Raw genomic sequence first — 11,260 nt, 5'->3', positions numbered from 1 at the left:
CTCACTTCAGCCTCGAGGCGTCTTCGGCCTTCTTGTATTCCTTGGCCATCTCGTCGACGCCCTTCTTGATGCCGTCCAGCCCCGTCTTGAGCTTGGGGAAGGCCTCCAGGACGTTCTTGCTGGGCTCGCCGTAGCCCTCTTCGAGCTTCTGGCCGGTCTCGTCGGAGCCCCAGCACTTGCCCTCGGCCTGCAGTGCCGAGTTCAGCGCGTCGAAGATCTGCTGCAGGGTGTTGGCGTTGGTCTCGAAGCCGCCGCCGGCGCGTTTGAGGTCCTCGGTGTCGACCTCGTACCCGTCGAAGGTCATTTCGGCTGGATCCCGAGGCGGGCGCGGACCGCCTCGATGTCGTCGGGCCGTTCGGGCAGCAGCTTGGTGAGGTCGAACCCGCCGCCCTCGCCGGACGCGCCCTCGGGGGTGAGGCCCTGCATCGCGGCGCGCATCTGCTCGGCGACGTCGGCCTGCGCCTTCCTGGACGCCTCCATGACGGCCTCGGCGAGCTCCTCGCTGCCGAGCTTGCGGGACACCCGCGGGTCGAACTCGAGCGAGGTCAGCCGGCCCTGCCGGTCGACCTTGACGCGGACCATGCCGTCGGCGGCCTCGGCGGACGCCTCGATGGTCTCCAGCCGGGACTGCATCTCCTGGATCTGCCGGCGCTTCTCCTGATAGGTCTGCAGGAGTTCGTCGATATGCGCCTGCCATTCAGCGCGCACGGGGGACCCCTCTGTTCGTCGGGAGCTGAACGAGCCCGCGACCGCGCACGATCACAGACACACAGGGACCGGTCATTATGATGATTTCGCCGCTCATGTCGCAACCCGCTATCTGGTGATCGCGGCGGGCGGGGAAGGCGTTACCGCGGGTGTGGAACACTGCGGCGAGGCCGCCGGCGGCGCGTGCGGGCGGCGCGAGCGGGAAGCGGAGAGGACGGCCGGACCATGCGCAGGAGACCCAGCATCTGTGACGCGTGCGTGCGTCTCCAGCAGCGGGCCAACCCCGACGCGGAGACGTCGATGGACACCTGGATCCCGTACTGCGACGCCTTCCCCGAGCGGGTGCCCGCCGAGATCTACACCGGCGGCTTCGACCACCGGGAGCCGTTCGAGGGCGACCGCGGGATCCGGTTCGAGATGCGGCCGGGCGGCGAGCGCGCGCTGGCGTCCTACGAGCGGGCGCAGGCCCGCAAGCGCGGGGCGCAGCGGCAGGACGGCTGACACCGCGGCCGTGACCTGGTGGGACGTGGGGCCGCGCGGCGCCGGGACGGGCGGACGACCGCCCCTCCCGCTCCCGCGCGGCACGTTCCATCAGTTCGACCAGAGCAGCGTGTTGGTGACCTCGACGCCCAGCTCCCCGGCCGTCGCGAAGACGCTGCCGGTGCGGCCGCCGGTCGCGCCGCCGCTCTTCCAGTACGACTGCGCGTAGATCACGTTCCGGCCCTGCGACCAGGTCCGCGTCCAGTACGCCGGGTTCGCCCGCGGCTGCGGGAGCCCGCTGGCGTCCGACGGGGTGAGCAGCTTCGGCCAGCCGCTCTGGTCGGTGACGCCCTTGACGTAGATCGCCGCGGACGGGCTGCCCATCGTCATGATCGACACGGACGTGATGATCGTCCTGGTCGGATTGGCGTAGACGGCCGAGTGCATCATCCCGACGCACGGGTACCTGCGCAGCGCGGTCAGCAGCTTGGCGTTGGCGCGCGTCACGCACGACTCGGTCCGGACGCCCGCCTGGGTGAAGGTGTGGCCCTTCGCCGTCCGGATGGTCCGGGTGAGGACGCTGGACGGGTCGCCGGTCCCGCCGCCGATGGACGTCCGCGGCGACGGCGGGGGCGAGTAGGTGGTCCCCGAGGACGGGTTCAGATGGGTCACCGTCGGCAGCGTGACGGGCCGCTTCGGCTTGTCGTCGCTGCGCAGGATGAAGAACGCGCCGATCCCGACGACGCCGAGCACGGCGACCACGCCGATGATCAGCACGGGCACGAGCGCGCTGCCCCCGCCGCGCCGCGGCGAGGGAGGGGGGAAGCCCATCGGCGGTCCCGGCGGACCGGGCAGCGGGGGGCCGGGCAGCGGCGGGCCGGGCGGTGCCGGCGGGTAGCCCGGCCCGCCGGGCTGACCGGGCCATTCAGGGGGATTCATGGTCGCTCCGGGCGGTGTGCTCACGTGGCGGGGTGCCGATCGAGGTCCGGCAAGACTAGCGGGCAGGTAAGGGTGATTTCAGGGGAGATCGCCGGTCTGGGGTTGTCTGTGCCGGTGAGACCGGTGTGCACGGTGCCTCGGACCCCGTCCGGGAGGAGGCGCCGAGCCCGCGGCGGTGCGTGGGGTGACGGGTGTCTCGTAGTCTTGGCAGGGAGAGGGGAGGCCGGTGTCCGACTCCAGCTGGCAGCAGGCGGTACTGAGCGAGATCGGCGTGTCCCGGCGCGGACTGCAGGTCCTCGACGCGACGCCCTCCGGCCCCGCACAGGGGACCTGGGGCGCCGATGCGCCGCCGCGCCCTGCCCAGGAACGGGCGCTCGCGGCGTCCGTCCCGCCGCAGGTGGCCCAGGCCGCCCAGCCGGAGCCGCAGCCCGCGCCCGTCCAGACCGCGCAGCCCGCCCAGAGCGCGCAGCCCGTCCAGAGCGCGCAGCCTGCGCAGACCGTGCAGGCCGCGCAGGCCATGCAGAACGCGCAGCCTGCGCCGGAGGCGCCGTCCCCCGTCCCTGAGGCTCCGCCCTTCCCGCAGGTCGCGGACGCGGCGCAGGACGTCCCGGACGAGCCGGCCCCGCTGCTGCCCGAGCCGCCGGCCCCCGAGCCGCCGGCCCCCGCCCCCGTGGCGCCCGATCCGGTGCCGCCGCCCCAGATCCAGCAGCAGGCGCCTCAGCCGGCTTTCCAGGACCAGGCTTTCCAGGAGCAGGCGGCCCAGCAGCAGGCGCTTCAGGAGCAGGCGTTCCAGGAGCAGGCCGCGCAGCAGGCGGCGACCCAGCAGCAGGCCGCGCCGCAGCAGCAGACAATGCAGCAGACGACGGAGCAGGCAACGCAGCAGGGCGCCGACGTCCCGGCCGAGGCGCAGCAGCAGGCCGACCCGTTCATCCACTCCGACTTCGACTGGGAGGCCGCGGTCAACCCGGTCCTCGGCGCGGTCCAGCCCGCCGCCGACCAGGCGATGCAGCGGGGGCAGCAGGGGCAGCAGGCCGCCTGGCCCGACCCGGCGGCCGCGGCGCAGCAGGCGGCGCAGCCCGCGCCCGTCCAGCCGGTCATGCCCGGGCAGCCCGCCGGTCCCGGGCAGATGCCCGGCCAGCAGATCCCGCCCGCCGACCTCGTCCGCAGGAACCAGCACGGCGACGCGCTGGCCCGCCGGGTCGGGCGCGGCGTCCTGAAGGCGGTCGGCGGCGGCGCCCGCGAGGCCCGGCTGCTGGCGGCGTTCGGCGAGCTGATGCAGCGGTCCGTGCCGAGCTCCCGCCAGATCGCGGTCGCGAGCGTGCGCGGCGGCGCGGGCAAGACGACGATGGCGGCGCTGGTCGCGACGGAGCTGGCCCGGCACCGCGCCGACCGGGTGCTGGCCGCCGACGCCGACGCCGAGCTCGGGTCGCTGCCGCTGCGGCTCGGCGTCCGCTCGCAGCTGTCGCTGTTCGAGCTGGCCGCGCAGAAGCCGCAGTCGTTCGAGGAGGCGGCGCGGTTCCTCACCCGCACGCCCGACGGCCTGTGGGTGCTGTCGTCCACGCGCGGCGGCCGCATCGCCGGCGAGTTCACGCTGGAGACGTTCGAGACGGCGCTGAGCGCGGTCAGCCGGTACGTCGCGGCGACGGTCGTCGACTGCGGCGCGGGCATCCTCACCGAGGTCAACCGCGGGGTCATCGCCGGTTCGCACGGCCTGGTGCTGGTGACGCCCGGGACGGTCGACGGGGCGCTGAGCGCGCGCGGGGCGCTGGAGTGGTTCGTCTCCAACGACCAGCAGGACGTGCTGCGCCGCACCGTGATCGCGATGGTGTCGCACGCCCCGCAGGTCGGCGCGGACCTGCAGCGCGCCCACCAGATGCTGGCCGCGTGGGGGCTGCCCGTGGTGGCGGTGCCCTACGACCGGCACCTGGCCACCGGCAGCTCGCTGGAGCTCGGCCGGGTGTCGGCCGCCGCGCGGATGGCGGGGATCCAGGTGGTGCACGAGGTGTTCGCCCGTTCGCTCGGCGCCGGGGTGGCCCGATGAGCAGTGACCTGGTCGCGCTGGTGCGCCGCCGCCCGGACGTGCACGCCGTCGCCGACGGCATGATCGCGATGGGCGAGCCGCTGGAGCTGCGCGGCGGCGAGCCGGAGCCGACCCTGCTGTACGACGCGGACGGCCGGCTGCTCGTCGCGATCGAGGACGCGGTGCAGGTGTCGGTGCAGGGCGAGATCGGGCGGCTGCTGGGCGCGGAGTTCGCGGCCCGGGTCGTCGCGCCGGTCTGGTGGGTGGACATCCGCGCGGTCGCGGACCTGCCGGACGCGCCGCGCGTCGCCCGCAAGTTCGCGGACTCGCTGGTGCACTGGCTCGGCGGGACGGTGTACCCGGATGGGGAGAGCGACGCGCCCGCGCGGAGCTGGAAGGCGTCCGGCGAGGGCGGCGGCGCGGCGGCGGAGGTGCCGGGGAGCGCGCAGGGCGCGGCGGACGGCGCCGCCTACCAGGGCGGGGTCATCGGCGGCTGACCGCCGCACGCCCTCTCACCCGGACTCCCGGCGCGGACCGGGTCGGACCCGGCCCCGCGCTGGAACCAGCCCCAGGTTGGACCGAGCCCCAGGTCAGGACCAGTCGCGGGTCAGGTCGAGGTCCCATGGCACGAGGTTCCACGGGCTGCGCCGCTCCGCGGCGAGGTGCTCGACGAGCCGGTCGTACTCCGCCTGCGCCCGGCCGCCGCCGCCCGACCACAGCAGCCGTCCCTGGAGGTAGCAGGTCGCCATGTCGTGCCAGGACGTGTAGCGGCGCTGGACGTCCAGGGCGAGCGGCAGCATCCGCTCCCAGCAGTACTCCTCGGTGAGCCAGCCCACCATGTGACCCCACCGGTACAGCATCAACGCGCGCGCGTAGTCCCAGATGAGGAACCGGCCGACGTTGGCGTGCAGGGCCGGGTCGGCGAGCACCTCCAGCCGGTGCAGCTCCTCGGCGGCGTGGCCGCGGTCGTTGAACAGCCGGTGCAGGAACTGGGCCAGCTCCGCGCCCTCCTCGCCGGCGTCCGCGCCGGCCTCGTCGCGCAGCAGCGGCGGGACGAGCTTGGCGTACACGGCGCCCTCGTCCCCGTACCGGACCCGGACCAGCTCGATGAGCCGCTCGACGAACGGCGGCTCCAGCCGGTCGGCGGCGATGAGGCCGTCCACCTCGTTGAGCAGCGCGGCGTAGCGCTCCCGCTCCTCGGGCGGGCGGGCGGCGAGCTCGGCGTCCATGGTGAAGTCGGCGCGGTGCCCCTCCTGGACGAGCCAGTTCACCGCGGCGAGCAGCTGCTCCAGGTCGTAGGCGCCCCACGGTTCGCGCAGCAGCTCCTGCGCGGTGCGCCGGTCGGCGGCCGCGGCGGACTCGCCGGGCGCGACGCCGAGCCGGTCCAGCCGGAACCCGTTGATCGCGCCGTACGGGGCGCCCGCGCCGATGATCCAGCGCTGCACCGGGGTGAGGTCGCTGCCGTGGGTGAGGACGCCGGGCAGGTCCGGCGCGGAGATCAGCTCCCAGAGCCGGCGCTGGAACTCCTCGGCCTGCCGCTCCTCGCTGTCGAAGAACCCGGCGAGCTGCTTGCGCAGCGACGGGTGCCGGACGTACAGCCGGCGGAAGAACCGGCCGTTCTTCCACACCAGGTGCTCGGGGCGCAGGTCGTCGAACGGGACGCGGGTCCGCCGGTGCACCATCGCCTGCTCGGTGAAGCGCAGCTCCAGCTCGGGCCAGAGGGCGGGCAGCGGGGTGAACCGCAGTGCCAGCAGGAAGGCCAGCACGAGCGCGACCATCACGGCGCCGGGCGCCAGCGCCCAGTTCGCGGCGCCCCGCAGCCCGGTGAGGGACAGGACGGCGCCGAACAGCAGCAGCACGATCCCGGCGGCGGCGCAGGACAGGAACCAGCCGGTGGTCAGGACGAGCGAGCCCTCGATCCGCAGGACGGCCTCGTCGCCGTCGAACTCCAGCACCCCCTCGGCGAGGGTCCCCTCGACGGCCCGCTCGAGCGCGCCGAGCTGGCCGTCCGGTTCCATGAGGGGGACGCTACCCCATCCCTTACGGGTGGATCATCGGCTCTGTGCGCCATATGCGGCGGCCAGGGCGTGGAAGGCCGCTTTAGGGCGCCACGTGCCGTCCTGGGCCGTCGCGACGACGCCGTAGGAGGCCATGTCGAGGTCGCGGGCCGGGTCGTCGGGATCGTGCGGGAGACCCCATCCGGCGAAGGTGAACCAGAACGCGCCGTCGACGCCCTCGGTCTCGAAGACGTCCAGCAGCTCGCGCATGTAGCGGACCTGCTCCTGCTCGTCGCGGACGGGGGCGCCGGACAGCCGGGGCGGCTCGGCGCCCCGGTCGACGATCATCCAGCCGGTGCCGCCCCGGTCGCCGGCGCCCGCGTAGGTGCAGCAGCCGAACTCGGTGACCGCGACGGGCTTGCCGTGCCGGAAGTGGCCGCGCAGCCATTCGCGGTAGTGCGCCGCGTTCTCGGCGGACCGGTAGCCGTCGACGGACACCAGGTCGAACGGCCCCCAGTCCAGCTCCTCCCAGGGGCCGGACGCGTAGGTGACCCGGCCGCCGAACCGCTCGCGGGCCGCCGCCACCGTCTCGGCGAAGAACGCGTTGACCCGGCCCGGGACGTCGCCCATCGCGGCGTACACCTCCGGGTCGCCGGACATGACCGCCTGGATCCGGGCGTACACGTCGTCGCCGGGGACGAACCCGCGCGCGAACAGGCTGACCTCGCAGCCCGTCACCAGGACGACCTCCGCGCCGCCGCGCCGGACCGCCTCGGCCCGCCCGGCGCACTCGGCGAACAGCGCGGCCATCTCGTCCGGCGGCAGCTCGCAGGGGAACGGCGCGAACCAGACCTCCAGGCCGGCGGCCGCGGCCTCCTCGGCGGCGGCGCCGAGCCGATCCGGGTCGCCGCCGCTGACCCGGACGGCGGTGCAGTGCAGGTCGGCGGCGATGGCGCGCATGTCGCGCCGGACGTCCGCCCGGTCGAAGCCGGGGCGGCTGTCCCTCCCGCCGGGGAAGAAGCCGGTGTCGTAGTTGATGCCTCGGGCTCGCATGGCCTTCCCTTCTCGCCTTTTCTCCCCGGGGGGCTTGCGACCCGGCGGTGGCGGTCCCAGCTTCGCGGGGTCCGGGGCGGGCCCGGCAGAGCCGTCCGTCCACGTTTGGGCAGGACGAATGTCACCGCCGGCGACGAGCGGAGGGGTCAGGCGGACTGGAGGTGCTGCATCAGGAGGCTGTGGCGCTGCCAGCCGTCCTGGGAGCGGCCGTCGCCCAGCGGGAACATCGTCAGCGGCTGGCGCGGCGGCCCGACCTGCTGCCCGGGGATGCCGTTCGGCCCGCCGACGGTGCCCGCCACGGCCAGCGCGACCGGCGCGGGCGCGCCCGTCCAGCGCGGCTCGGTGGTGAGGTCGGCGCGGCCGGGGGTGAGCTGCACGAACAGCGACGCGACGGGCTGGTCGGCGGCGAGCGCCCCGACCAGCGACCCGAGGTGCTGCAGCGGCGGCGGGTCGTCCGGGCCGTAGCCGACGGTGACGGTGCTGACCTCGGCGACGCCGCCGCCCTCGGTCGCGGTGAAGTCGCAGATCGCCTGGGCGGGGCGCGGGCCGTCCCCGGCGACGAGCAGCCGGGAGGTGGACCGGCCGCGGGCGTACTCGGTGAGCCGGTCGGGCCGCCACGGGTGCTCCAGCGGCTCGGCGGGGCCGAGCCCGGCCGGGAGCTTGCCGGTGGTGAGCTGCAGCAGCCGCTCGACCGGGCCGCCGAGGTGCCCGTCGGCGCCGTGCCGGATCCGGTAGACGAGGGTGAGCTGCGAGCCGATCGGGGCGGTGGGGCGGGTGGTGAACCCGGCCGCGTAGTCGCGGGCCTCCGGGACCGGCACGAACATCGCGCCGCCCCACTTCAGCGGGCGGCCGGTGAGTCCCTCGTAGTAGCCGTCGCCGTCGCGGACGACCCACTGCAGCTCGGCGCCGGACGCGGCGCTGCGCAGCGGCAGCGACAGGCGGGACTCGAGCGGCGTGACCAGCTGCAGGGCGCGGCCGGAGGCGGCGCATTCGCCGAGGGCCCGGTTCAGCCAGGCGCTCAGCGCGACGACCGGGCGGTCCTGCAGCACGACCATGGCCTGGTCGGTCAGCGCGTCTACGATGCTCATCCTCACCGGAGTCTAGTCACCTCGCCGCCGCGCTCCGGGCGGTCCGGCCCGCCCGCGCGGGAGGCCCGGACGGCCCGTCCCGGCCGAGTTTTCCGTGACGGGGGTGACCGGTGTCCAATCTGTGCTGAAATGTTACGGATGCAGCGAGCCGCCTCACCGCCGCCGGTGTACTACAGCGCCCCATCGCCGCCGGAATCGCCGGTGCAGCGCGGGCGCCTCTGGCGCTTGCTCGGCTGGGTGTCGATCGCCATGTCGGTGGTGCTCGTCGGCGGCAGCCTCACCGCGTACGGGTTCTGGCGGCGGCTGGACGGCCAGATCCACCGCGAGAACGTCAGGGACAAGCTCGGCGCGCACCGGCCCGCCAAGCTCAACGACTCCATCAACATCCTGCTGATGGGGTCCGACAGCCGGCAGGGCGCCAACGCGCAGTACGGCACCGAGCAGGGCGAGCGGTCCGACACCACGATCCTGCTGCACATCTCGCCCGGCGGCGCCGGCGCGATCGGCATCAGCTTCCCCCGCGACTCGATGGTCCAGATGCCGAGCTGCAAGAAGTCGAACGGCACCACCGTCCCGGCCCAGTTCGGCATGATCAACGCCGCGTTCTCCAACGCCGGCCCCTCCTGCACCTGGCGCACCATCGAGTCGCTCACCAAGATCCACATCGACCACTTCGTCGAGGTGGACTTCGCCGGCTTCAAGCAGGTCGTGGACGCCCTCGGCGGCGTCGAGATCTGCGTCCCGAAGCCCATCAACGACCCGAAGGCCGAGCTGCACCTCAAGGCGGGCAAGCAGGTCGTGCACGGCGCCGAGGCGCTCGGCTACGTGCGCACCCGCTACGTCCTCGGCGACGGCTCCGACCTCGACCGGATCAAGCGGCAGCAGGCGTTCATGGCCTCGGTGGTCAAGAAGGCCACCGACAAGGGGATGCTCACCGACCCGGGCCGCACCTACTCCTTCCTCTCCGCCACCACCAAGTCGATCAAGGCCGACGACCAGCTGACGCTGTCGGTGATGGAGAAGCTGGCGAGCGGCCTGAAGGGGATGAGCGCCGGCAAGGTCCGGTTCGTCACCGTGCCGACGATGGCGTACCCGAAGGACAAGAACCGCGTCCAGTTCAACCAGGCGCTCGCCGAGCCGCTCTTCCAGGCCATCCGCGAGGACAACACCCCGCCCGAGCCCGCCCCGACCCCGGTGCCCGCGCAGCAGAAGGTGCAGCCCGTCCCGCCCGCCCAGGTCAGGATCGGCGTCTTCAACGGCACGAGCGAGCACGGCCTCGCCCAGCGCACCGCCGACCAGCTCACCGAGCGCGGCTTCAAGGTCGTCAAGGTCGGCACCGTCAAGTCGTCGGCCAGGACCCGGATCCTCTACGGCGCGGGCGCCGAGCGGCAGGCGGCGCGGGCCGCGATCGCGGTCCCCGGCCACCCGCCCGAGGCGTGGGCCAAGGCCAAGCCCGGCTACGTCTACCTCATCATCGGCAAGGACGGCGCGAAGCTCAGCGGCGGCGGCCCGGCGGTGCCGAAGGTCGCCGGCGAGATCCGCGCCGACCGCGACGTATGCGCGCAGACCTGAACCGGACACGCCGAATCGGGCACCGCCGGACCGTACCGGGCACGTTCCATCGTCAGCGGTTCCACCACACCGGTATCTTGGCGGCGCGCAACCATCAACCCCACCAAAGCGTCACATGAACGACGGCGTTCGCGCCCGCCCTCCGCCCCCGACCCCGCCCCGCCCCCCGTCCCGCCCCCGCCCCGTCCCGACCGACCCCTGTCCCCGCCCGCCCGACCACCCCACGAGGAGCCCCCTCCCGAGCCACGCCCCCTCCGCGGCTCGCGCTCCGAACGGCCGTCACGGCCCCACCCGGAAACGGACCGATGCAGCCCGAACCCTTCACCTTGCTGATGACCGTCTACGGCGGTGACCGGGAAGAGTACGTCCGGGACGCCTTCCACAGCGCCGTCGACGACCAGACGCTCCGCCCCGACCAGGTGGTGCTGGTCCAGGACGGGCCGGTCCCGCCGGAGCTCGCGGTGGCGCTGAAGGAGCTCGTGGCGGCCAGCCCGGTCGAGGTGACCTTCGTGCCGCTGGAGGTCAACCGCGGGCTCGGGCCCGCACTGGACGCGGGGCTGCAGGCCGCCCGGCACGACATCGTCGCCCGGATGGACGCCGACGACATCGCGATGCCGCACCGCTTCGAGCTGCAGGTCCCGCTGGTGCGGGCGGGCGCCGAGCTGGTCGGTGCCGGGCTGCTGGAGTTCGGCCGGGACACCGGCGACGTCGTCGGCCGCCGCATCCCGCCGAGCGACCCCACCGACATCGTCCGCTACTCGCGGCTGCACGACCCGTTCAACCATCCGACGGTCGTCTACCGGCGCAGCGCCGTCATCGCCGCCGGCGGCTACGGCGACCTGCCGCTGATGGAGGACTACTGGCTGTTCGTCCGGATGATCGCCGCCGGCGCCCGGCTGGTGAACGTCGCCGAACCGCTCGTCTACTACCGCGTCGGCGACGGCGCCTACGACCGCCGCGGCGGCCGGGCGCTGCTCCGCTCGGAACTGCGCCTGCAACGCGAGATGCTCACCGAGGGGTTCATCTCCCGGCGCCAGTACGTGCGCAACGTCGTCGTCCGGGGCGGCTACCGCCTCGTGCCCACCGTGATCCGGCGCCCCTTCTACCGGCTGCTCGTCGCCCCGTACGGCGCCCGCCGCAACGCGGCGAAAGCCGCCGAGGCGGCACAGCTGGCCGCGGCGAACGCGGCGGCCAGGCTGCCCACCATGGACCTCCCCGAGCCGACCGTCACCCTCCGGGACCCGGTCGCGTCCTCCGCGGACCCGACGATGACCGTCCCCGACGGACGGGCCTACCGGCCGCGGCACGCCCGGCCCGACGACGACGTGCAGACCGGATACGACATCTGGCCCGCGTACGGGGCACAGGACCCGACACCCGCCGACCCCTGGGAAGGCTGACGT

At 74.1% G+C, this 11,260-nt stretch carries 11 protein-coding genes; 5 read left to right on the top strand and 6 right to left on the bottom strand.

Annotated elements, in window-relative coordinates; all coding sequences use genetic code 11:
* Position 1: 1 nt before the first annotated feature.
* Positions 2-304 (bottom strand): WXG100 family type VII secretion target, encoded by a 303-nt coding sequence (locus tag J4557_RS41625; protein ID WP_208272342.1) that lies wholly within the window; start codon positions 302-304, stop codon positions 2-4.
* Complete coding sequence (locus J4557_RS41620; RefSeq protein WP_208272341.1) at positions 301-708, bottom strand: YbaB/EbfC family nucleoid-associated protein; 408 nt, start codon at positions 706-708, stop codon at positions 301-303. The genes J4557_RS41625 and J4557_RS41620 overlap by 4 nt, the downstream gene beginning before the upstream one ends.
* Positions 709-933: 225 nt before the next feature.
* Here J4557_RS41620 and J4557_RS41615 point away from each other — a divergent pair, with 225 nt between their 5' ends.
* Positions 934-1,209 (top strand): hypothetical protein, encoded by a 276-nt coding sequence (locus tag J4557_RS41615; RefSeq protein WP_208272340.1) that lies wholly within the window; start codon positions 934-936, stop codon positions 1,207-1,209.
* A gap of 90 nt (positions 1,210-1,299) precedes the next feature.
* Here the strand turns inward: J4557_RS41615 and J4557_RS41610 are convergent, their stop codons facing one another.
* The gene (locus J4557_RS41610) at positions 1,300-2,127 is read right to left on the bottom strand and encodes a hypothetical protein (protein ID WP_208272339.1); all 828 of its coding nucleotides are present in this window, start codon (positions 2,125-2,127) and stop codon (positions 1,300-1,302) included.
* Positions 2,128-2,353: 226 nt separating this feature from the next.
* Between J4557_RS41610 and J4557_RS41605 the strand changes: the two genes are divergently transcribed.
* On the top strand, positions 2,354-4,168 hold the full coding sequence (locus tag J4557_RS41605) for a MinD/ParA family ATP-binding protein (protein WP_208272338.1): 1,815 nt from the start codon (positions 2,354-2,356) through the stop codon (positions 4,166-4,168).
* Positions 4,165-4,644: a hypothetical protein gene (locus J4557_RS41600; RefSeq protein WP_208272337.1), complete on the top strand. Its 480-nt coding sequence runs from the start codon at positions 4,165-4,167 to the stop codon at positions 4,642-4,644. The genes J4557_RS41605 and J4557_RS41600 overlap by 4 nt, the downstream gene beginning before the upstream one ends.
* 93 nt (positions 4,645-4,737) lie before the next feature.
* On the opposite strand, the gene J4557_RS41595 is transcribed toward J4557_RS41600, so the two are convergent.
* The 3 genes from J4557_RS41595 to J4557_RS41585 form a co-directional block, all read right to left on the bottom strand.
* Positions 4,738-6,165 (bottom strand): DUF1266 domain-containing protein, encoded by a 1,428-nt coding sequence (locus J4557_RS41595; RefSeq protein ID WP_208272336.1) that lies wholly within the window; start codon positions 6,163-6,165, stop codon positions 4,738-4,740.
* Positions 6,166-6,198: 33 nt separating this feature from the next.
* A complete protein-coding gene (locus J4557_RS41590; RefSeq protein ID WP_208272335.1) occupies positions 6,199-7,197 on the bottom strand; it encodes a glycoside hydrolase family 113 protein in 999 nt (332 codons plus the stop codon).
* A 146-nt stretch (positions 7,198-7,343) separates the two neighbouring features.
* The gene (locus J4557_RS41585) at positions 7,344-8,285 is read right to left on the bottom strand and encodes a DUF6177 family protein (RefSeq protein WP_243777197.1); all 942 of its coding nucleotides are present in this window, start codon (positions 8,283-8,285) and stop codon (positions 7,344-7,346) included.
* Between the two features lie 138 nt (positions 8,286-8,423).
* On the opposite strand from J4557_RS41585, the gene J4557_RS41580 reads away from it, so the two are divergent.
* Together J4557_RS41580 and J4557_RS41575 are read left to right on the top strand one after the other, a co-directional pair.
* Positions 8,424-9,857: an LCP family protein gene (locus J4557_RS41580; RefSeq protein ID WP_208272334.1), complete on the top strand. Its 1,434-nt coding sequence runs from the start codon at positions 8,424-8,426 to the stop codon at positions 9,855-9,857.
* 305 nt (positions 9,858-10,162) lie between these two features.
* Positions 10,163-11,257, top strand: a complete 1,095-nt coding sequence (locus J4557_RS41575; protein ID WP_243777196.1) for a glycosyltransferase — start codon at positions 10,163-10,165, stop codon at positions 11,255-11,257.
* Positions 11,258-11,260: the final 3 nt, after the last annotated feature.

This window comes from Actinomadura nitritigenes, assembly GCF_017573545.1.
Taxonomy (GTDB): domain Bacteria; phylum Actinomycetota; class Actinomycetes; order Streptosporangiales; family Streptosporangiaceae; genus Spirillospora; species Spirillospora nitritigenes.
This window is presented reverse-complemented; position numbering and strand designations above follow the sequence as displayed.

Excerpts from the sequence above, each read along its gene's own strand:
- J4557_RS41625 (WP_208272342.1), bottom strand. The coding sequence starts at position 304 with ATGACCTTCGACGGGTACGAGGTCGACACCGAGGACCTCAAACGCGCC.
- J4557_RS41615 (WP_208272340.1), top strand. The coding sequence starts at position 934 with ATGCGCAGGAGACCCAGCATCTGTGACGCGTGCGTGCGTCTCCAGCAG.
- J4557_RS41610 (WP_208272339.1), bottom strand. The coding sequence starts at position 2,127 with ATGAATCCCCCTGAATGGCCCGGTCAGCCCGGCGGGCCGGGCTACCCG.
- J4557_RS41600 (WP_208272337.1), top strand. The coding sequence starts at position 4,165 with ATGAGCAGTGACCTGGTCGCGCTGGTGCGCCGCCGCCCGGACGTGCAC.
- J4557_RS41595 (WP_208272336.1), bottom strand. The coding sequence starts at position 6,165 with ATGGAACCGGACGGCCAGCTCGGCGCGCTCGAGCGGGCCGTCGAGGGG.
- J4557_RS41590 (WP_208272335.1), bottom strand. The coding sequence starts at position 7,197 with ATGCGAGCCCGAGGCATCAACTACGACACCGGCTTCTTCCCCGGCGGG.
- J4557_RS41585 (WP_243777197.1), bottom strand. The coding sequence starts at position 8,285 with ATGAGCATCGTAGACGCGCTGACCGACCAGGCCATGGTCGTGCTGCAG.
- J4557_RS41580 (WP_208272334.1), top strand. The coding sequence starts at position 8,424 with ATGCAGCGAGCCGCCTCACCGCCGCCGGTGTACTACAGCGCCCCATCG.
- J4557_RS41575 (WP_243777196.1), top strand. The coding sequence starts at position 10,163 with ATGCAGCCCGAACCCTTCACCTTGCTGATGACCGTCTACGGCGGTGAC.